The 21932-nt window shown below is 61.1% G+C and carries 19 protein-coding genes; 12 read left to right on the forward strand and 7 right to left on the reverse strand.

Features of this window, described 5'->3' with window-relative positions; all coding sequences use genetic code 11:
* Positions 1-5: 5 nt before the first annotated feature.
* From metG to C0V97_RS18665, 7 genes are read right to left on the reverse strand one after another with little or no spacing between them, the layout of a single operon-like run.
* Entirely contained in the window at positions 6-1547 is a 1542-nt protein-coding gene (metG, locus tag C0V97_RS09150) for a methionine--tRNA ligase (protein WP_127102312.1), read from the reverse strand.
* Complete coding sequence (locus tag C0V97_RS09155) at positions 1544-2485, reverse strand: AAA family ATPase (protein WP_127102313.1); 942 nt, start codon at positions 2483-2485, stop codon at positions 1544-1546. Before C0V97_RS09155 ends, metG begins: the two co-directional genes overlap by 4 nt.
* Positions 2482-3111, reverse strand: coding sequence for a dTMP kinase (gene tmk, locus C0V97_RS09160; protein WP_127102314.1), 630 nt, complete (start codon positions 3109-3111; stop codon positions 2482-2484). The genes C0V97_RS09155 and tmk overlap by 4 nt, the downstream gene beginning before the upstream one ends.
* Before the next feature lie 3 nt (positions 3112-3114).
* Entirely contained in the window at positions 3115-4353 is a 1239-nt protein-coding gene (locus C0V97_RS09165) for a D-alanyl-D-alanine carboxypeptidase family protein (RefSeq protein ID WP_199751775.1), read from the reverse strand.
* 9 nt (positions 4354-4362) lie between these two features.
* Positions 4363-5235 (reverse strand): SPOR domain-containing protein, encoded by an 873-nt coding sequence (locus tag C0V97_RS18550; RefSeq protein ID WP_199751778.1) that lies wholly within the window; start codon positions 5233-5235, stop codon positions 4363-4365.
* On the reverse strand, positions 5222-6235 hold the full coding sequence (locus tag C0V97_RS09175; RefSeq protein WP_370265330.1) for a lytic transglycosylase domain-containing protein: 1014 nt from the start codon (positions 6233-6235) through the stop codon (positions 5222-5224). Before C0V97_RS09175 ends, C0V97_RS18550 begins: the two co-directional genes overlap by 14 nt.
* A 53-nt stretch (positions 6236-6288) precedes the next feature.
* Positions 6289-6705 (reverse strand): hypothetical protein, encoded by a 417-nt coding sequence (locus C0V97_RS18665; protein ID WP_233582074.1) that lies wholly within the window; start codon positions 6703-6705, stop codon positions 6289-6291.
* Positions 6706-7224: 519 nt separating this feature from the next.
* Here C0V97_RS18665 and C0V97_RS09185 point away from each other — a divergent pair.
* The 12 genes from C0V97_RS09185 (at position 7225) to C0V97_RS09245 (ending at position 21929) form a co-directional block, all read left to right on the forward strand.
* Entirely contained in the window at positions 7225-8262 is a 1038-nt protein-coding gene (locus C0V97_RS09185; RefSeq protein WP_127102316.1) for a LacI family DNA-binding transcriptional regulator, read from the forward strand.
* A 319-nt stretch (positions 8263-8581) separates the two neighbouring features.
* The gene (locus C0V97_RS09190) at positions 8582-9997 is read left to right on the forward strand and encodes an MFS transporter (protein WP_127102317.1); all 1416 of its coding nucleotides are present in this window, start codon (positions 8582-8584) and stop codon (positions 9995-9997) included.
* Positions 9998-10167: 170 nt separating this feature from the next.
* Entirely contained in the window at positions 10168-10959 is a 792-nt protein-coding gene (locus C0V97_RS09195) for a 2-keto-4-pentenoate hydratase (protein WP_127102318.1), read from the forward strand.
* Between the two features lie 82 nt (positions 10960-11041).
* The gene (locus tag C0V97_RS09200) at positions 11042-11965 is read left to right on the forward strand and encodes a 2-hydroxyacid dehydrogenase (protein WP_127102369.1); all 924 of its coding nucleotides are present in this window, start codon (positions 11042-11044) and stop codon (positions 11963-11965) included.
* Between the two features lie 50 nt (positions 11966-12015).
* Positions 12016-13458 carry a carbohydrate porin gene (locus C0V97_RS09205; protein WP_233582075.1) on the forward strand — a complete coding sequence of 481 codons (1443 nt, stop codon included), beginning with the start codon at positions 12016-12018 and terminating at the stop codon, positions 13456-13458.
* A gap of 64 nt (positions 13459-13522) precedes the next feature.
* Positions 13523-14500 (forward strand): LysR family transcriptional regulator, encoded by a 978-nt coding sequence (locus C0V97_RS09210; protein ID WP_127102319.1) that lies wholly within the window; start codon positions 13523-13525, stop codon positions 14498-14500.
* 75 nt (positions 14501-14575) lie between these two features.
* On the forward strand, positions 14576-16600 hold the full coding sequence (gene denD, locus C0V97_RS18555) for a D-erythronate dehydrogenase (protein ID WP_199751781.1): 2025 nt from the start codon (positions 14576-14578) through the stop codon (positions 16598-16600).
* On the forward strand, positions 16597-17595 hold the full coding sequence (locus C0V97_RS09225; RefSeq protein ID WP_127102320.1) for a hypothetical protein: 999 nt from the start codon (positions 16597-16599) through the stop codon (positions 17593-17595). Before denD ends, C0V97_RS09225 begins: the two co-directional genes overlap by 4 nt.
* Before the next feature lie 28 nt (positions 17596-17623).
* The gene (locus tag C0V97_RS09230) at positions 17624-19339 is read left to right on the forward strand and encodes a dihydroxyacetone kinase family protein (RefSeq protein ID WP_127102321.1); all 1716 of its coding nucleotides are present in this window, start codon (positions 17624-17626) and stop codon (positions 19337-19339) included.
* 110 nt (positions 19340-19449) lie between these two features.
* Positions 19450-20388 carry an amidohydrolase gene (locus tag C0V97_RS09235; RefSeq protein WP_127102322.1) on the forward strand — a complete coding sequence of 313 codons (939 nt, stop codon included), beginning with the start codon at positions 19450-19452 and terminating at the stop codon, positions 20386-20388.
* A 78-nt stretch (positions 20389-20466) separates the two neighbouring features.
* Positions 20467-21228, forward strand: coding sequence for an SDR family NAD(P)-dependent oxidoreductase (locus tag C0V97_RS09240; protein WP_127102323.1), 762 nt, complete (start codon positions 20467-20469; stop codon positions 21226-21228).
* 104 nt (positions 21229-21332) lie between these two features.
* Positions 21333-21929, forward strand: coding sequence for a DedA family protein (locus C0V97_RS09245; protein WP_127102324.1), 597 nt, complete (start codon positions 21333-21335; stop codon positions 21927-21929).
* Positions 21930-21932: the final 3 nt, after the last annotated feature.

The following is a 21932-nucleotide window of genomic DNA, read 5'->3' on the forward strand; positions in this document are numbered from 1 at the left end:
CTCACTCACGCCGCACTCTCGGGCTCGACATAGCGTGGGAACAGGCCCTGCGGTGCCGGCAGCGGGATTTCGGCCTCGAGCGGGGCCGAGAGCGAGGCGAAGTCGCGCGCCGTTTCCGACACGCCAAGCTGTGTCAGGAGCTTGTCCATGGTGCCCGGCATATAGGGCTGCAGCATGATGGCAATATGACGCATCGCCTCATGCAGCACCCGCAGAACGGTCGCCATACGCACGAGATCGGTCTTCTTCAGAGCCCAGGGGGCCTGGCGGTCGATATAGCTGTTGCAGGCACGGATGACCTTCCAGACCTCCTCGAGACCATCTGTCAGCGCAAAACGCCCCATCTGGCCGCGCAGCAGCTCCGGCAGGAGCGATGCGCTGGCGAGAAGTGCCTGATCGTCGTCGCTCAGCGTGTCGAAGGCGGGGAGCTTTGCCTCACAGTTGCGGGCGATCAGGCTCAGCGTCCGCTGGGCGAGATTGCCGAGATCATTGGCCAATTCGACATTCAGGCGATTGACGAGCGAGCGCTTGCTCAGATCGGAATCCCCGCCGAACGGGACTTCGCGCAGCAGGAAGAACCGCACAGGATCAAGACCATAGCTGGCCACAAGATCGCGCGGGTCGATCACATTGCCGATCGACTTGCTCATCTTCTCGCCTTCGATCGTCCACCAGCCATTGGCGAATACCGATTGTGGCAGATCGATATCGGCAGCCATGAGAAAGGCGGGCCAGAACACGGCGTGGAAGCGAATGATATCCTTGCCAACGATATGCGCCGAGGCGGGCCAGTATTTCATGCGTTCTGCATCGGAATCCGGATAGCCAAGCGCGGAGAGGTAATTCGTCAGTGCGTCGAACCAGACATACATCACATGGTCCGGATCATTGGGGACCGGGATGCCCCATTTGAAGCTCGTGCGGCTGATCGAGAGGTCTTTGAGGCCCTGACGGACAAAGCTCACGATCTCATTGCGCCGACCCATCGGGCCGAGAAATTCCGGGTGCTGCTCATACAGGGCGAGCAGTCTGTCCTCGAACGCCGAGAGACGGAAGAAATAGGAGGGCTCGCGCACCCACTCGACCGGCGCACCGGTGGGAGCCGTCTTGCGGCCATCCGCATGGGTTGTCAGCTCATCCTCGGAATAGAAGCACTCATCCCGCAGGGCGTACCAGCCCTCATAGGCGTCGAGATAGATATGGCCATTTGCGGCGACCTTTTCCCAGAGCGCCTGAGCCGCCTGTTTGTGACGCGGCTCCGTCGTGCGTATGAAATCGTCATAGGAAATACCCATGGCGTCGGCCATGCTTCGAAAATCGCCCGCGATGCCATCCGTAAAGCTCTGGGTGTCGATCCCAGCGGTCTGGGCTGCCTGCTCGACCTTCTGTCCGTGTTCATCCGTCCCGGTGAGGAAAAATACGTCCTTGCCGTCCAGACGGTTGAAGCGCGCCAGAACATCGGCCGCTATGGAGGTATAGGCATGACCGATATGCGGAGCGCCATTCACGTAGTAGATGGGGGTGGTGACATAGTAGCGTGACGTCATGGGGCACTCGCAATGGCGGCTGCCTGTCTGACAGCCTGATTCTTGTCCAGGTTGAACCGCTCTGTCTCGCGCTGCAGCGCTTGAAGGAACGCGAAAGCCTCCGCGGCCTTGCTGGCTTCGGTCAGCTTCCCCTGCCCGGCCAGTTGTCTGGCCCGGTTCGCTAGCCCCTCTCCTAGCAAAGAACAGAGCACGGCAAAACCATCATCATGGCGCAGTAATCCGGCCAGTGTTTCCGGATCGATTGCCATGCGCCCCTCCATCAATGCCTGGGCCAGCTGGCGTGCGGCGTCGTCCGTGCTCTGGTCACTGGCGAGCACCCGCCCTGGTGCGCCCTGAGCCTGGGCGACAAGCGCGGGAAGGCTGTCGGCAGCCCTGCCGTGACGGGTGAGGACCTGACGCGTCTCCTCATCGGAAAGAGGATCGAGGCCAAGAAGTCGGCATCGGCTGCGTATGGTTGGAAGCAGCGCTGACGGTGCGGGACAGGTCAGGAAAAACACTGTGTCGGTCGGGGGCTCTTCCAGCAGTTTCAGAAGGGCGTTGGCGGCATTGCGATTGAGCGCTTCCGCAGCATCCACGATGACGACACGCCATGCCCCGTCGGCAGCCGTATGATGCAGAAAATCCTGAACCGGTCGGACATCGTCGATGACGATCTCCTGACGCATGCGCTTTCGCTTCTCGTCCATACGTCGGGTGATGAGAAGCAGGTTGGGATGCGTGCCGGCCGTGATCTGGCGCCCTGCCCGGCTTTGCGGGTCTGTGCCGCCCAGAAGCAGGCGGGCGCAGGCAAAGGCAAAGCTCGTCTTGCCGATCCCCGGTTCGCCATGAATCATCCAGCCATGATGCAGCCGCCCTGACTCATGGGCGCGGCGAAACAACAAGAACGCCTCCGCATGGCCTGTCAGAGGTGAGGCGGCAAGAGAGTCCCGCTCGCTCATGCCGGCAAAGAGGGGCTGACAATGGCGAGGATCGCTGCGGCCACATCTTCGGGGCTCTGTGTCGCGTCAACGGGGCGAATGCGCGCCGGGGCAGTTCGCGCCAGATCGGCAAAGCCCTGCGCGATACGGTGATGAAACTCGGCTTTTTCCGCTTCGTAACGATCGGGTTTCCCACCACGGGCGGCAATGCGCGCCGCGCCGATCTCGGGCGGCACAGTCAAGAGAAGCGTGAGATCGGGCTCGCAGTCGATCAGACCACGCAGGGCATTGATGAAGCCGAGAGTCACCACATCGCCCCGCGCCAGCCCGTAACCCTGATAGACGAACGTCGAGTCATGGAAACGGTCGCAAAGCACGATTTCACCCCGCGCCAGAGCAGGGAGGATGACGTGATCCAGATGATCGGCGCGGGCGGCCATATGGGCGAGGGCCTGCGCTCTGAGCGAGAGTGGTGCCTCACTGAACAGGATCAGCTCGCGTAGGGCTTCCGCCCCCGCTGAACCGCCTGGTTCGCGGGTCAGGACGACCTTGCGGCCCTGAGCCGTGAGGGTCTGATGCAGCAGGCGGATCTGGGTAGATTTTCCCGCCCCCTCTCCACCCTCGAAGGTGATGAAAAGTCCTGCCACGCCTTAGCTATGCGGCAAGGGCTTCGGGCCATGACCCAGACGGGCGAGCGCGCGTCCCACCAGGCCCAGGCGCGGCACGGGATTGGCCGCGACAAGATCGAGGCGGATATCGGGCATGCCCTGATTCTGCAGCACGAGCGCGCCCAGTGTCTGACCCGCCATCACCGGAGCAATGGCTGGAGACGGATATTCCACACTGATCTTGCTGCGCTGCTGCCAGCCATGCGGCAGTGTCAGGACGATATCGCGCGTGCCGACCAGCGCGACCTCGGCGGCTTCACCCATATAGACCGGCATGTGATCGACCACCTGACCGTGGTGGAACAGGGTGACGTTCTCGAAATTGGCGAAGGCCCATCCGAGAAGGCGTTCGCCCTCATGGGCGCGCTCATTCATGGACGAGGTGCCGTTGATCGTCATGATGACACGACGACCATCACGCTTCGAACTCGCGCAGAGTCCGAAGCCACCGGCATCGGTGTGGCCTGTCTTCAGACCGTCTGCCAGGCCCTTATCGACCAGAACGTTGCGATTGCCCTGCTTAATATTATTGTAGGTGAACTCCGTGGCAGAAAAGAGGTGATAATACTCGGGATAGTCACGGATCAGATGCATCGCCACGCGGCAGACATCACGTGCGCTCATATATTGCGATTCATCCGGCAGGCCGGTGCAGTTCATGAAATGGGTGTTGTTCATGCCCAGCTTGGCCGCTGTCTGGTTCATCAGATTGACGAACTGCTCTTCGGACCCGGCAATGCCCTCCGCCAGAACGATGCAGGCGTCATTGCCCGACTGGATGACCATACCTTCGATCAGGTCGGACACGGTGACGCTCTGCCCCAGAGGCACGAACATCTTGGAGCCCTGGGTACGCCATGCCTTCTCGCTGACCGGGAGGGATTGGGTCAACGTAAGATGTCCGGCGCGCAGCATGCCGAAGGTGATGTAGGCGGTCATCATCTTGGTCAATGACGAGGGCGGCATGTGCTCGTCGGCTGCCTTTTCCAGCAGGGTCGCACCCGTATCGAAATCGATGACACAAGCCCAGCGCGCTACCGTATCGAGGGGGCCAATAGGTGTTGTGGCCGGTGACGCGCCGCCAGGCGCAGGAGCGCCGGCGGGCGTTGACGGGGCGGCGGCGCTCGCTGCTGCTTTGCCTCGTCGCGGACGCGCGAAGGCAAACTGAGTTGAAGCGGCTAGTCCAGCCGCACCCGAGAGCAGAAAACGTCTTGTCCGCACGTCAACACCTTATTTGGCCACGATATGCGCGCCGGTGCCACCGCATTGGCGCGCTTGTGCTAATGCCCTATCCGCCTCGGGCACGGTTGTGAAGGGGCCGAGTGAAACCAGCCATGGGAGTCCGTTACTGACTCCAGCTTGGGCCACGATATCCGCCCCGCACTGTGCTGCCACGCGCGACGCAGCGGCATGACCCGAAAAACTGCCAAGGACGACATGATAGGCCACGTAATCAGGCTGCCCCTGCATTACCGTCTGCGGCATGTCTGGCACGTAGAGCGCATTGGTCCCGGTCGATGCTTCGGTCGGTTTCAGGCCGAGCGTTTTCGTGCTGCCGTCATCGAGCGATTGCGCCACGATAGCCTCTCTTGGGGCGGCTGCGATCTCGAGCTTCGGGGCATTCGGGTTGGACTCGGCAATCTGTCGGCTCAACGCTTCGTCCTGCACGATCTCCACCGGTGTGGGAGCGGACCCCATGCCGAGCAGAGTCGCCACTCGGGGTGTTACAGCCAGCATACGCCCTGAGCTGGAGGGGCCGCGGTCATTGAGCCTGATGCGGACGATCCGCCCATTGGTGAGATTGCGCACGCTCACGACGGAGGGCAATTGCAGCGTCTGATGCGCGCCGGTCATGGACTGTGCCGACCAGACCTCCCCGTCAGCCGTCAGCCCGCCCCTGGGCTGCGCCTGAATGACAGCGAGGCCGGTTTCGGACAAATCGAAGTGCTCGGACGGGTAGAACCACGTCTCCGTGCCCTGCCATGCCGTACCGATCACATAATGGGGAACTGATTTCTGGGGCGGGGCGTCGTGATGACAGCCCGCCAAGGTAAGCCCTGTCCCACCCAGGATCGCGAATGCGAGCGCCTTAAGCGACTGCATAGCCAAGCAATCCAACACCAAGAGCATAGAAATCCGAGGGGTTATAGCGTCTGATCACGTCGAAGTTTTTGTAAACCATGAACGCTTCGGTGCCGGGGCCATCCGGGCGGATCACCGCCCCCGAAACGTCTTCACGTGAGAAGGCAGAGCCGTCCTCACGGCGCACTCCGAGAGCCATCCAGGCTGAAAGGCTCTGCTTGTTCCCACGACCGAGCTGCGTTTGCGCGATCTCGCGCGTCAGTTTCACGGGCTGGCCCCAGGGCGCGTCTGCCTGCCAACCGCAGCTATGGAGGTAGTTGCCTACAGAAGCGAAAACATCAGGTTCGCTGGTCCATATATTGCGCCTGCCGTCGTGATCGGCATCCACGGCGTAATGCAGATAGGCGCTGGGCATGAATTGCGGCTGCCCCATCGCTCCCGCGTAGGAACCGAGCATGGTTTCCGGCTGGATATCGCCATGGTCGAGAATCTGTAGTGCCTTGAACAATTCACCGCGGAAGAAGCTTGCCCGCCTGCCGTCATAGGCCAGGGTTGCGAGAGCATCGACGACAGAGAACGTGCCGATCTTGCGCCCGAACCCTGATTCGAGGCCCCAGATACCCACGATCACGCGCGGGTCCACCCCGTAGAGCGTGCCGGTGTTTTCCAGAAGCTGGCTGCGGCTCTGATAGGCAGCCTGACCCTGACTGATGCGTGTGGCGCTGATGACGCGTTCGCGATACTGCGCCCAGGTGAGTGTAAATTCGGGCTGATGACGGTCCAGCTTGATGACCCGCGCATTGGGTTCTTTGGTCATCGCCAAAGCGCGCGTGAGGGTGGCGGCGTTGATGCCCTTGCTCAGAGCCTCGCTTCGGACCGAGTCGAGAAAGGCAGCATAACTGCCGCCCGATGCCTGGGCGGCATTCTGCTTTGCCGCATGATGCTGAAGCGTTCGCGCCAGGCCGCTCCCGCTCAGGCAGGGGGCGGCCGTGACGGCGGCCAGTAACGAGCGTCTGTTCAGCACCTTGGTCTATCCTCGCCAGTTCGGTCCTTGCGGGATGCCGAAACTGTCGCTCAGCGACGGAGCGGACGGCCCTCGGCAGCACCATGCATGATGAAGTGCAGGAATGGATTGATCGTCAAGGGGATGTCAGGATTTGCCGCAATATACTCGCCCACGCTGAAATGCCCGTTGGGGTCGCGGCCTTCCAGATAGCCATGGGTCATGAAATGCTCGACCGGGTCCATGCCGCAAGCCCCGACATCGGGATAGGCGGCCAGATACCAGTTGGCGTCGAAATAGAGGGCCTCCACTGGGTAGCCATGGGTGCCCTGATCTGGCGTCGGCGCGGGAGCGGCTTCCACAGGAGAAGGAGCGGCGTCAACGGATACGGCGGCAGGCTCGGATTCCGCGCTTGCAGCGAGGTCAAGCTCCGCCGATGCGACCAGATCCGTCTCGGCCGGCAGGGTCGCCTGCGGCTCAGTGGTCATGGCCTTTTTCTTTGCTGTGGTCGTTCGGGACCGCGCTGTTTTTGCCAAGAGAAAATCCCCACATCAATAATGTTCGGTCGCGCGCCTTCTCAACGCGTCGATGCTGGCGGGTTTGCACTTGTCTCCCGCCAGTCTCTATTGTCGAAATCGACGCCGGACTGCCGAAATTTCATCTCACGATCAGCATGCCGACATCAGAAACACGTGCCCTATACCGGATATTCACATCTCGTTAGCGCCGAAACAGGGCGACGTGCAATGATCAATGCTCCTAGAGGACCAATCTCTTTGGGTCCAGTGACAAAAGATAAGTCTTTCAGTATATTTATAATGATAATCACTTTGTCATCTTCGGCGGAATTTTCGAGCGTTTCATTGCAGTCTATCGGTAAAACATCGGTATAGCGGCTGTCGGAGTGCCCTGATCTGGCGTGAGGCGATCCGGCGCGATATGGCGTGATGTGACGATTGTTTCCTCGTCGTCATCCGGCCGTTATTTACTGCATTTCCAGGAAAGCGATGACCAAGCCTGTCCGTCCCCCTGTCGTGAGCCTCCTCAATGTCGCGCAGGAGGCTGGTGTTTCCCGAGCCACGGCCTCTTTGGTCCTTCGGGAAAGCCCTCTCGTGGCAGAGGCCACGCGCGAGCGTGTGCGTGAGGCGATGCAACGGCTTGGGTATATCTACAACCGTGGTGCGGCGAATCTCAGGCAGAGCCGTACGGGAACCATCGGTCTCGTGCTCTCCAACATCGCCAATCCGTTTTTCAGCGCTCTGGCGGGGGGCGTGGACGAAGTCAATGATGAGGCGGATGTCGTCGGGTTCATCGCCGCCAGCAATGAGTCGGTCGATCGCCAGCTCCGTCAGATTCAGCGCCTGCGTGAACATAATGTGGACGGGGTCATTATTTGCCCTGCAATAGGCAGTGACGACCGCCTTCTCTCCGAACTGGAGCGTCTCGCCCTGCCCTTCGTGCAGGTATTGCGTGAGATCGAGGCAACGCGCGGGGATTATGTGGCGGCAGATTACGCGCTGGGCGTGCGGCTGGCGATCGCGCATCTGGTTTCCGAGGGACGGCGCCGTATCGTGTTTGTTGGGAACATGCCTGTACATTCCGCTGCGCTTGCACGCCTTCGTGGCTATGAGCAGGCGATAGGTGAATGCGGGCTGGAGGCGCAACCCGTGATCGCAGGCAGTCGTGACAACCGTTTCGACACGGAAGCGTTCGATGCGCTTCTCGCCTCCGCTACCCCCCCTGATGCGGCGATATGCTATAACGATATCATCGCTCTTGATCTCATGCATCACATCCAGAGCCGTGGCTTGACCGTCGGGCGGGATATTGCCGTGATCGGTATGGATGATCTGCCCCAGGCAGCGGCTTCTTATCCTGCGCTGACAACCGTTGCGACATCTCCCCGCCTCATCGGTCGCAAGGCCGCGTCCCTCCTGCAGAAAAGACTCGCGATGCCAGGGCGTGAGCGCCAGCGTGTCGTCATGGCGCCAGAGCTTGTCCTGCGCGCCAGTACAGGGCTCATGCCCCACGGCCCCTCCCCCTGATTTTCCGGGGTAGGCAACCACAAATCACACAACAGTGAAATTCGTGTCACATAAAGTCTGTGACTTTCGTGAGAAACTGGCGTTCTGTTGCATTACGATTTTGTTAGATCGTCTCTCTCCCTCCCACTGACCTGAATGGAATGACATCGGGGTGAGGTTGGAAGCGAGATTTAGATCGATCTAAATGGCAATGTTCAGACCGGGTGCGCAGGTGCCCAAGGCGGTATGTCATGACAACAAGCCTTTACGTATTCCACCCCCTCCTTGGAGATGAGTTGTCCCAGGCATCGTCGACACCGATCACCACCGGGAGGGTGTGATGAGCACAATCGCCTTTGATGCGCGCTCGAGCGACAAATCCCGCGGTCAGCCCCGCACCGAGGCGCTTGCGCCATCACGGACGGAGTTATCCGAGTCCGAACTGCGTCGCGCAGCCTGGACCTGCTCCATCGGCAGTGCGATGGAGTATTACGATTTCGCCCTTTACAGTCTGGCCTCGGCACTCATATTCGGCCCGCTGTTCTTTCCGAGCTCCATCCCCGGCCTCGGGCTGGTCGCGAGCTTTGCCACCTATTTCATCGGCTTTGCGGTTCGCCCTATTGGTGGCCTCTTTTTCGGCCGCCTTGGTGACAGGCACGGACGCAAGAGGGTCCTGCTTCTTACGGTCACGCTTATGGGGCTGGCCAGCGCCATGATCGGGCTCATCCCGTCCTACGGGTCGATCGGATATGCGGCGCCCCTGCTTTTGGTGCTCCTACGCATGGCCCAAGGTTTTGGGGCCGGGGCAGAGCAGGCCGGGGCAGCCGTCATGATGACGGAGTCCGCGCCCCGGCAGCGACGCGGCTATTATGCGGCCCTCCCCTTTCTTGGCATTCAGCTCGGCACGGTTGCCGCAGGTCTGATCTACTACGCGATGCTGACCGGCGTACCCGATATCACCCAGACCATGCTTTGGCGCGTCCCCTTCGTGGGAAGCGCCGTTCTGTTGCTGATCGCGCTCTATATGCGGCTGCGCCTCAAGGAATCGCCTACCTTTGCCAAGCTGCAGGACGATGAGCGGCATGAGGAAGTCATGCCGATCCGTGAGACGCTCACAACGTCCTGGCGGCCAATTCTCGCGGGGTTGGGCCTGCGCATGGCGGAGAATGGCGGCTCATCCATCTATCAGGTGCTGGCCATCAGCTATCTGGTGCATACGGTGGGAATGAGCAGCCAGTGGGGTACGCTCGTCCTGATCGGTGCGGCGATCGTGGGCGGTGTGACCATTCCTGTTGCAGGTATGCTGAGCGACCGGTTCGGGCGAGTGCGTGTCTATCGTGGCTTCGCTCTGCTGCAGGCCGTAAGCGCGTTGCCGGTCTGGTATGTGTTCAGCCAGGGGAATCCGGTCGCGTCGGCCATCGCCTTGTCCTTTGCACTCGGTGTGGCGACCTGGGGCATGTTCGGAACTCAGGGCGCCTTTTTGCCCGAGATGTTCGGCTTGCGTCATCGTTATACCGCCGTCTCCTTCACACGTGAGTTTTCCTCAGTGATCGCGGGCGGTGTCTCTCCCATGGTGGGCCAGTTCCTGATCGCGATGTTTGCCCGGTTCCATATCGGGGGTGTGAGCAGCGGCAAATATGCCTGGATCCCTCTCGCGACTTATGTGGTGTTTCTCGCCTGCCTGGCGGTTCTCGCCACATTCTACATTCCTGAAACGAAGGGCCGCGACCTGATGGCGGCAGAGGATGCGCTGTGAGCGTGCTTCAGGGTCTGTTTCGGCCCGGCTTTCTGCTTCCGTGGTCGCGCGTTTTTTGCGGGGGTGTCGGGGCCGGGACGATCCCTGATGGCGCATCCGTGTCGAATACGGCCCCAGACCCTTTATTCCAGACTCGACCCCTCCCCCTACATGACCGAAAGCGCCTTGCCATGAGTAATGCAGATACGCTCTCTCCCTCACGTGAGGCGCTTCTGACGGACCGTCTGATGGCCGTGCGCGACGGGGCTCCTCCGCTGATCCATCTTGACCCGACGCTCATTCCCGAAACGGAGACCGAAGCCTACGGAATTCAGGATCACGTAGCTCGGGCGCTGCAAGCCCGGTACGGATCCGTGATCGGATGGAAAGTCGGCGCGGCGTCGAGTGAGGCTGTCCCGTTCGCAGCCCCGCTGCATGAAGCGACGCTCTTTCACGGCGATACCGCCCTTCCCCACGGTTTCTGCCGCCATCGGGGCGTGGAGGCGGAAATTGTCTATCGTTTTGCCCGTGATCTCCCCGCCAGAGAGCGTCCCTGGACCCTCGAGGAAGTGCTCGACGCCATAGGGTCGGTCCACACGGCCATCGAGATCATTGATACGCGTTTTGCGGAGCCGAATTCCCAGCCGAGACTGGCCCATCTCGCCGATCAGGGGAGCCATGGAGCGTTGATCATCGGTCCGGGATCGGATCAGTGGCGCAGTTTGAGCCCCGTTAGTGAAACGGTGACACTCAATCTCGGCGATGGGCGTCGCATTACCCATATCGGGGGCAATTCCGCCGGTGATCCGCGACGATTGCTGGTCTGGCTTGCCAATCACGCCGCCGCTCGCGGCATGCCTCTTCTCAAAGGCTGTGTCGTAACGACCGGCTCCATGACGGATACGGTTTTTCTGCCTTCCGGATTGACCGTTACGGCGCAGATTGCGTCGCTCGCCCCTGTGAGCGTCACCCTCACACGCTGAGTCATCCGTCGAAACTCCGCCAGCATCCCAAGGCGCCCGGACACGCGAGCGCCGCCCACCCGTTTTTCCATGAGGCGCTATGATGAAACCCGATATTCTTCTTCTCGAGCCGATGATGCCCGCTATCGAGACGGCGCTCGATAGCGCCTATAGGGTGCATCGCTGGACCGGCGGCACACCATCGGAAGGGGGGGCAATACGGGGTATCGTGACCGGCGGTGGCACGGGCGTGCCGCGCACTCTCATGGATGCACTGCCCTCCCTCGAAATGATCGCGATCAACGGGATCGGGACCGATGCGGTCGATCTCGTTGAGGCGCAGCGCAGGCACATTGCCGTCACCGTCACGCGCGACGTGCTGACCGATGATGTGGCCGACCTCGCCATGGCGCTCATCCTGGCCTCCATGCGTGATCTTCTTCCGGGTGACCGGCTTGTACGGGACGGACTATGGGGGAAGCAGGCATTGCCTCTCGCGCGCAAGGTCAGCGGCGCCCGGCTCGGCATTGTGGGCATGGGACAGGTTGGGCAGGCGATCGGGCGCAGGGCGCAGGCCTTTGCCATGCCGGTGTCCTACTACAGCCGGCGTGATCTCGATCTTCCGTTCACGCCTTTCGTTTCGGACCTCGTGAGGCTTGCCGAGCAGAGCGATGTCCTGGTTGTGGCGGCCTCGGGCGGTGTGCAGTCCCGACATCTCGTCAGCCGTGAGGTCATCGATGCAGTTGGCCCCAAGGGGCTCCTTGTCAATGTCGCGCGTGGCAGTGTGGTCGATGAGGCCGCTCTGGTGCAGGCCTTGCAGGAAGGGCGTCTGGGCCGCGCTGCCCTAGATGTCTTCACCGACGAACCCCATGTGCCCGAAGCTCTCTGGTCCATGCCCAATGTCGTGCTTCAGCCTCACCGCGCTTCGGCGACCATCGAGACGCGTCAGGCCATGGGGCAACTCGTGCTCGATAACGTGGCAGCACATTTTGCGGGCAAGCCCCTGCTGACGCCCGTCATTCTCTAACACTCCCCTCAGGTTCAACGCCCCGCGAGGGGTTTCCCGGATTCTGGATCATGAGACCACGGTTCTCACACAAGGCCCCGCCTGTCGCGGGGTCAATTCTGGCGCTCGCGCTCATTTCCGGCGCGACGCTGACCATTATGGCGCCAGATGCGCTTGCGCAGTATCGCGGGCCGATCTCTGAAACGGCCCCCCTCTTTGCCCTCGATACGCCGACCTCTTATGCGAATACACCTTTCACGCCGCCGGTTGAAAGTATGGTTCTCCCTTGGGAGCGCCTGATCAAGCGGCTGAACAAGCGCGGGATCGGTATCGTGGTCGACTACACGAGCGAGAGCGCGCTGGTGCTCAATGCGGGGCATGCTGGGGATGCCGGGTACGCGCATCAGATTGGTGTCGAACTCGATCTCGACTGGGAGAAGCTGGCAGGATGGAAGGGGTTCGTTACTCACGCGGTGATCGTCAATCGCGCGGGGCATAATCTGGCCGCCGATCTGGGGGAGCGCTCCCTGAATGGTTTCCAGGAGATCTATGGCGGCGGCGGCAATGTGGGCGTGCATCTTGTCTATGTGTACGGTACGCAGAACCTGCTTAAAGACCGTATGCAGATTGCTCTGGGCAAGATGCCGGTGAATATCGACTTCGCCAATTCTCCCCTGTTCTGCACCTTCATGAACAAGTCCAATTGTGGCATCCCTAAATCTCTGACCCGCACGGCTGCGGGATACGGGACTTATCCCGGCTCTACCTGGGGCGCGAGGCTGCGTTACTGGCCGCTCCATGGCGTCTATGCCCAGACCGGTCTTTACGGCGTGAACCCCTACCTCAACAGCAATCAATATGATCGCACCGGGTTCAGAATGGGTACGGAACTCTACACAGGCGTCTATATTCCAACCGAGATCGGGCTCATCCCATCCTTCGGTAAAAACCAGCTCGTCGGGCATTATAAATTCGGTGTCGCCTATGATTCGTCCAACTACCGAGATCTCTATTACGATGCCGCCATGAACCCCGCTGCCGCAACGGGACTCCCCTATCGCTGGACAAACGGCAAGACACAGCTCTGGCTCCAGGGGGATCAGATGGTCGTGCGTAACGGTCATGGGCCGTTGCAAGGCATGTATGTTCTCGCCGGTGCAACCAAGAGCCAGGGTGAGAACAGCCCCTATGACTGGCAGGTCTATGCGGGACTGGTTGATCGGGGGTTCTTCAAGTCGCGACCCAAGGATACATTCGGGGTGGAATGGTCTGAGACCTTTGCCAGTCACCAACTCGTCGCTTCGCAATGGATACGTTACCGTCAGGGGCGCTCACTGCCGGGAAATGCCACTTATCCGCAGAGCCATATCATGACCTTCGAGGCGACCTACAACATCCACGTCTTTCGCGGCCTGTCGATCCAGCCTGACTACCAACATATCTGGCGCACCAATCTCCAGGCCGACAAGCCTCAGGTCGATGCTGTTGGGCTCAAGATCCATGCCGTGCTCTGAATGTCCGTTGGGGAGGGATTGCAGATGAAACGCACGCTTTGTAAGAGATCCGCATAGACGTGATGTGACACGAGCTTCCGCTCCCTGCACCATTTCCGGCATGATGGACACCCTCGTATTTCGGCTCAAGTTCAGGCAGTTGCTGCTTCTGCGGCAGATCAGTCGCGAGCCTGCGCTCAATCGCGCTGCGCGCTCGTTGAATCTCTCCCAGCCGACCGCCTCGAAGCTACTGCAGGACATGGAAACCGATCTCGAAGCCCAGCTTTTCGAGCGTCATACTCATGGGCTGACCCCGACGCGATCAGGGTTGGTAGCAATACGCCATGCCGAGCAGATCCTGGCCGATCTGGGGCGTCTGCGCCATGATCTGCAGGCGGTCGGACGTGGGCTTTCCGGGACGGTGACGATCGGTACGATCGGCGCGCCGCTCCATGAGATCATCACGCCTGTTCTGGTGTCGCTTGCAGAGACGGAGCCCGAGTTATGTGTCACTCTGCATGTCGGGACGAGCGACGATCTGATGAACATGCTCCATGCCGGGCGTATCGATCTCGCCATAGGGCGCGCGATCGAGGGTATCGGTTCCGACCTGCTGCTGGTTGAGGAACTGGCTTCGGAGCAGCTGCTGATTGTTGCTGGCGCGCAGAATCCGATCAATGAGCGTATCCCCAAAACGCTGCATGACCTGCGTGATGCGCGCTGGATCATTCACACGCGTCCCAGCCCCATGCGTCAGGCCATCGAGACAGCTTTCACGTTGGCGCGATTGCCCCTCCCTTCCTTTCCGATCGAGCTCTCCTCGGTAACCGCAACGATCGATCTTCTCTCCCAGTCGGACATGCTGGCAGTGGTACCGCGTTCGATCTACAAACTCTTCGCAAGGTCAGGAATTCTGCGGGAACTGCCGGTCTCGCTCCCCGACATTATGGGGTCCTATTCGCTCATAAGATTGCGCAACCGGACAGTGACGCCTGAAATGGATTATCTTGCCGGTGAAATAAGGGGGCGGGCTATCGGATTATCTGATAACGCCATCAAATAAGTCTTATCGACTTTGTAATGTCGCTCGTTTCTTCTGCCCCGGTTGATTGTGTAATCATACGGGTAGCCTGAAATCATGCATGTTCTAATCCTCGGTGCGGCTGGAATGCTGGGGCGAAAGCTGACCGAGAGTTTCATCGGCAGGCCCGATGGTTCATTTCCCGGGCCCTCAATCCTGACCCTCGCCGATGTCACGGCGCCGGAGGTGCCGCTGGGCTTTGCCGGTACGGTCAGCTGCGTTGCGGCAGATCTCGCTGCGCCTGAAGCGGCGGCACAGCTCCTCGCCCAGAGGCCTGATATCATCTTTCATCTGGCCGCTGTCGTATCCGGCGCTGCCGAGACGGATATGGCGCTCGGTTACCGGGTCAATCTCGACGCCTCACGCGCTCTGTTTGAAGCGATCAGGGAGCTTCACGAGCAGGAAGGCTACAAGCCGCGCCTCGTCTTTGCCTCCTCCATCGGCGTGTTCGGTCGGCCTCTGCCCGATGTCATACCCGACAGCCAGATCCCGACCCCAGAGAGCAGATATGGCGTACAGAAGGCCATGGTCGAATTGCTTCTCACAGACTATTCGCGTCGTGGTATTTTCGATGGCGTTGCGCCGCGTATCCCGACCATTTGCGTGCGCCCGGGCGCGCCGAACGCCGCGGCGTCGGGATTTTTCTCAACGATCATTCGCGAGCCGCTGATCGGGCGCGAGGCCATTCTTCCGGTGCCACGCGACACGCGCCACTGGCTCGCCAGCCCGCGCGCCGCTGTCAAGGCACTCCGTCACGCGGCGGAGCTCGACTACGCCTTGATCAGTCCTCGGCCAGTCTTCACACTTCCTGCCCTGAGCGTCACCGTAGAGGAGCAGATCGAGGCGTTGCGACGCGTCGCTGGCACCAGGGCCGTGTCGCTTATCCGTGAGGTACCGGACGCGTTCGTTCAGCATTTCGTCTCGTCATGGCCCAAGGCGTTCGACACGCATCGGGCGCTGAGTCTCGGTTTCGAGCCCGATGCGTCGTTCGAGGCGATCATCCGTGCGCACATTGAAGACGAGCTCGATGGCTGTGTTGACGGGGCGCCTCTTTCCTCGGCCAGCACGCCTGGCTCTGCCAGCATGAGCAGGGTCTGGGCATCGGCCCACGACAACGCGCCGCTCGCGCGGCATATCGATAAAAGGTCGAATGCCATGCCCTGGACTGCGAAGACCTGGCCGATTGCGGCCGCGATGATCCAGTATCCCCCTCTGCTTCCAGATGGGACTTCCGTGCAGGACCAGAGCGCAGAAGGCTGGGCCAGGACGCTCCTGGATGTAAGTCGTGCGGGGTTCACCGAGCTGGATCCGACTGATTGCTGGTTGCGCCTGGCGGATCTCTCAAAGCCCAGACAGCGCGACTTTCTGTCGGTCTGCGGCGATCTCGGGCTGTCCATCCCGGCCATCTCCACCTCGCGTCGCTCGGTGATCGATCCGGATCCCGACAAGGCCGATGCCGCGTTGTCCTATATCCATAGGGTGATCGATACGGCCGCAGAGATTGGTGCGCGCGAAATCGCAGTCGGTTTTGCGACGGCGCTGACCGAGCCTCAGCGCAAGGCGCTCTGGTTCTGGACCGCGCAGGGCCATCAGGACCCCGATGATCCGGAGGTCTGGAAAAAGGCCGTGACGCGCATTCGTGAGCTCGCGGATCATGCCCAGAGCGTTGGGGTCACCCTGTCGCTCGAGATGTACGAGGACACCTATCTGGGTTCGGCGGATTCCAGCGTGAAGTTCGTACGCGACGTCGATCATCCCGCCTGCGGTATCAATGCCGATATCGGCAATCTTGTCCGGTTGCACCGCCCCATGGAGCGCTGGCAGGACATGATGAAGAAGCTCGCTCCCTATCTTCGATATTGGCACGTCAAAAATTATTTGCGCACGGAGGACGAGACGACAGGTATGATCGTCACGGCGCCTGCCCCGATGGAGCAGGGCGTGATCAGCTATCGCGCCGCGATCAACATGGCGCTCGAGCACGGCTATGCCAGCCCCTTCCTGGTCGAGCATTATGGTGGTGACGGGCTTAGTGTTGCCGCGCAGAACCGGGATTATATCCGGAGGATACTGCCGCAATGACCCTTACGCGTTATACGAATACACGGGTCGGTTCCCGCTTCGATGCGAAGATCGCCCGAATGCGTGCCGGATCGGATACGACGAGCGACTTCATCCTGGCCGATGCCAAGGATGCCGATATGGCGGGTGGTCTCTCGGCGCTGGGCACGAACAGGGCCACCGGATTACCCTGCACCCTGTCGGAATTCGACGCTGCCATCACCGAGATCGTGAAGCAGGACGTCGTCGACATTCTGCTGGCATCTGTCTCGACCCTGGGGCGCCTCGACAAGACAGGTATTTTCGCGAACAGCCCGATACGTCGCGCCGTTCGTCTCAATGATACCTCCGATCTATGGCGCATTCGGGGCGCGGATTACGGGCGTCAGCCATCCATTCCCTTCCGCACGGCCCGGCTCGATCTTCTGCCGGAGCCGTTTGGTCTTTATTCCATGACCTTCAGCGGTGATGCGCGAGAAGATGCGGAGAGCCTGTCGCGCTATCGCGACTTCAGGGCCGAGGCGCAGGCTGCGGGCGTTGCCCATTTTCTGGAGGTCTTCAACCCCGTTCATCCCCTGCTCGACCAGGACGATCACGGCGCGTTTCTCAATGATATGGTGAGCCGCACCCTTGCCGGAATGCATGAGAGCGAGCGCCCTGTCTTCCTCAAGCTGGCCTTTAACGGAGCAAGGGTGCTCGAGGCTTTTTGCCGCTACGACCGGACCTTGATCGTCGGGATCATGGGCGGTGGCAGCGGAACAACGCGAGATTGCCTCGAACTGCTTCATCAGGCGCAACAGAGCGGGGCACGCGCCGCGCTTTTCGGGCGCAAGATCCTGGATGCGGAGCATCCGCCCTCCATGGTGGCCATGATGCGTGCCGTGGTTGAGCGACGCCTGACCCCTGTCGAGGGGGTCAAGATCTATCACGAGGAGATCCTGGCGCGTGGTCTGTCTCCCTTGAGACCCATCGAGGCCGATCTGCAGGTCACCGAGCCCACTCTTCAACTGGCCTGAGCGGCCCCACAAGGCGGATTACGATAATATGGTCCATATCTGCGGCGACGAAGACGATTTTGCGACCCACGGTCTGCGCGCCTTCAACCACATCTTTCAGGATATCGTCCGCCCCGTTCGCAGCGGTGCGCTGCGTGCCCAGCCCGGACCTCAGGGCAAGGTGACCGTTCTCGTTGGAGGGGGCTCCGGACATTACCCGACCTTCTGCGGGTTTGTTGGATCGGGCTTCGCCGACGCCGTGGTGATGGGGGGCATCTTTGCCTCCCCCTCCATTCAGGCTGTCGCTACGATTGGACGTCTCGCGCATCGTGGCGGCGGGATCGTGATGGGGTTCGGCAATTACGCTGGCGATAACCTCAATTTCGGGATCGCTGCCGAGCGTCTGCGCGCCGAGGGGATCGATACGCGCATCGTGGTGACAACCGACGATGTTGCCAGCGCACCACCTGAAACACCCGAGAGACGGCGCGGCGTCGCGGGTGATATCATCGTCTTCAAGATCATGGGCGCCTCGGCGGATGCAGGCTACGACATCGACGCTGTCGAAGCCGTTTCGCGCAAGGCCAATGACCGAACGCGCTCCTTCGGCATTGCGTTCGATGGCTGCGCGCTTCCCGGAAGCCCGGAAAAGATCTTCACCGTCCCTGAAGGACGTATGGCGCTGGGGCTCGGTATTCACGGTGAGCCCGGAATTGATGAACATGATCTGGCGACACCGGAGGTCATCGCCGAAGCGCTGTACTCTCGCGTCATGGCGGAGCGGCCGCCCGAGGCTCGTCGTCTCGCGGTATTGCTCAACGGCGCAGGCGCGACCACGACGGAGGAGCTCTTCGTTCTCTGGAACGCGCTCGAAGCATTATTCGAGCGTGATGGGCTCACTCTCATCGCCCCGCTTGTCGGCTCCTACGCCACCAGCCTTGATATGTATGGCTGCTCCCTAACCATCACCTGGCTGGATGAGGAGCTGGAGGGGTTCTGGCGTGCGCCCGTAAATGCTCCTGTTCTTTGCCGCCACAAGGTCGAGGGGGACTGGGTTCCGGCCTCGCGTCAGGCCATAGCCGAACTGCCCGTTCATTATGAGAGGGCAGAAACCGAGGCCGGCAGCCAGGCCGGGCGCTGCGTGGCGCGCGCCATTGCACGCCTTGCGCAGACCCTGCATGAGGAAGAGGCGATGCTGGGGCGCATCGACGCCATTGCGGGTGATGGCGATCATGGTCAGGGCATGGCGCGCGGCTCGCGCGCGGCTGCCAGAGCAGCCGAGGCCGCATCTTCCGCCGGCGCGGGTGCACGCCGTGTCCTCGAGGCCGCCGCTGATGCCTGGGGCGATCGCGCAGGCGGAACCTCCGGCGCGCTATGGGGTGAAGCGCTTTTTGCCTTCTCGACGGTTCTCGATGACCGCAGCGCCCTCGAGGCGCGCGGTGTTCGTATGGGAGTGCTCAAGGCAGCGCGGCGCGTGAGGGAGATCGGCAAGGCCGAACCTGGCGACAAGACGATGGTCGATGCGCTCGCACCTTTCGTTGCCACATTGGAACGTCATCACGAACAGCCCGGTCCCATGACCGAAATCTGGGCCGAGGCAGTGCAGGAGGCGCTTGCTGGGGCGGAGGCGACGAAGGCCTTTGCCGCGCGGAAGGGCCGCGCCAAGACGCATGGCGATCACAGCAAGGGCCATCCCGATCCTGGAGCCTTGTCCTTTGCCCTCGCCATGCAGGCACTTTCGCCTCTCGTTGCTGATCTGATCTGAGGGATCTCAGGCTGAGAGGCTGATGAAGAGCTGAAGGACGTCAGGGCCGATATCGGGGCTTGTACGCGCGATAGGGCCCGGTGTGTTCCCCGGCAGAAAGGGAGATCGTCATGGAACGACCGGGATTTATCGATCCCCATGTGCATCTGATCGATTTCGAGCAGATGCATTATCCCTGGCTGTCTCCGCCTTACAGCGCTGAGGCGCCGACGGGTGAAACGCGCGCGATCGCGCGCTCCTATGGCCTCGGCAGCTACCTCGCTGACCTCGAGGGCTGGAATGTGCGTGGTCTGGTGCACGTTGATTCCGGCGTTCACCCGGATGAGATCCTGCGCGAGGTGCACCATGTGCAGTCTGTTCTGGACGCTGCCATGGAGCCCCGTGAAGGCAAGCCCCCTATTTTGGGCGCAGCGGGCATTGTTGCCTGTGCGAGACTGGACACACCCGATTTGGGGCATATCCTAGCAGCCCATAAGGTGGCGCCGCTTCTGCGTGGAGTGCGTCATATCGTGAACGCCCATCCGGAGCGGAAGCTGGCCTATCCGGAGCCGGACAGGACTCGGGATGCCGCATGGCAGGACGGACTTGCGATCGTCGCGCGACACGGGCTGACATTTGATCTGCAGTGCTATCCCGAACAGATGATGACTTTGGCCCCCTTGTTGCGGCGCCATGAGACAATGCCGGTTGTGATCGATCACCTGGGCATGCCGCTCTTTCATCTGTCGGGCGGTCGTGAGGCATGGCAGAGGGGTATGCGCGCGCTCGCTGCCTGCCCCAATATTCACGTCAAACTCTCCGGCTTCGGATTTGTCCGGCCCGATTGGCGTGATCAGGATATCGCGCCTGTGCTGCGCGAGGTAGTCGATGTCTTCGGGGTGGAACGATGCATGATTGCGAGCGATTTTCCCACCGATTTGCTCTTTGCCCCTGCGCGTCAGACACTCGACACGGTCCTGCATTTCGCAGAAGCGTTCAATCAAACCGAAAAACGCGCCTTGTTCGGTGCGGTAGCGGCACGCTTTTATCGCCTCGATACCGCATTCTAGCGCCCCCCCCGTTTTATAGGGTTGCCCGCGGCATAGGCAGCGCGTTCGACCAGCCTTCGCCTCAATAAAGGAACGACCATGCTTCTCGAAAACAAGGTTTTCGCCGTCACGGGCGGTGCCTCAGGCATCGGCCGCGCTGCGGCGCTCGATGCTGCACGTCAAGGGGCAGATATCGCCATTACCGACGTGGTGGAAGAAAAGCACGTGGAGCCCCTGCTCCGGGCGATCGAGGCGCAAGGCCGGCGCGCGCTCTATCTGCGTGGTGACGTGGCAGCCCCCGAAACCGCAAATCGCTTTATTGACTCCATCAGGGAAACCCTAGGCGGGCTCGATATTTTCGTGAGCAATGCCGGGATCTGTCCGTTCCACGCATTTCTCGATATGCCGCCTGCGACATTGGAGAAGACGGTCAGTGTCAATCTGCTCGGCGCCTATTTCATGGTGCAGGCAGCGGCGAAGCTGATGGTCGCGCAAGGCCGAGGCGGTGCCATTATCGCGGTTTCTTCCATCTCCGCGCTCGTTGGTGGCGAATTTCAGACACATTATACCCCAACCAAGGCCGGGGTGCTGTCTCTGATGCAGTCCACAGCGATCGCTTTGGGCCGGCATGGTATCCGGTGCAATGCCGTCCTTCCCGGCACCATCCGTACGGCCATCAACGAAAACGATCTCGCCGACGAGCGCAAGGCGCGCAAGTTGATCGAGCGCATTCCGCTCGGTCGCCTTGGAGAGCCGGAGGATCTTGCCGGCCCGATCGTCTTTCTCGCTTCCGATATGGCCCGCTATGTCACAGGGGCGTCCCTGCTCGTCGACGGGGGCTGTTTCGTCAATCTTCAGTAGGAACGCACCGTCCCGGCGCCCGGCGTTTCGACAGGCCTTCGGACCGCGCGGAATCGGTCCGGCCTGATTGGCGTTTTTCATCCGGCCATGGCACATGATGCGCCATGTCCAACGGTGCCCCCTTTCACGCCAGTTCTCTCTACCATCTCCTGTCTGTGGCTGGGGCCGCATGGTGGTCGAAAGGGCTCGCGGTAATCCTGGGGACATTCATCCTCGAAGACGCAACGACCATGATCGCTGCCATGTCTGTGGAGGATGGGCGTCTGAGCATCCCCCTGGCACTGATCTCGCTCTATATCGGCGTGGCGGTTGGGGATCTGGGATTATACGGTCTAGGCGCCATCGGGGCCAAATGGCCACCGGCGCGACGCTGGCTGACACTGCCCCGTCATGACAAGGGCCGGAACTGGTTTCACCGTAACGTGGTGCGGACTGTGGTAATCAGCCGGTTCATTCCCGGTGCTCGCCTGCCCCTTTATACGGCGTGCGGTTTTTTCCGCGCGCCTTTCGGCTCATTTGCCGCGAGCGCGGTTGTGGCTACACTGGTCTGGACCTCGCTCCTTTTCAGCGTATCGCTCCATGTGGGTGGATGGATGTCCGCGCATATGGCGAGCTGGCGCTGGTTCGGGATTGCGGGGTTCATCATGACCATTCTCTTCGTCGGGCGGCTGATTGCCCGGTTCCAGACTTTCAGTGACTGATCG

This window comes from Asaia sp. W19, assembly GCF_003994335.1.
Lineage (GTDB): Bacteria > Pseudomonadota > Alphaproteobacteria > Acetobacterales > Acetobacteraceae > Asaia.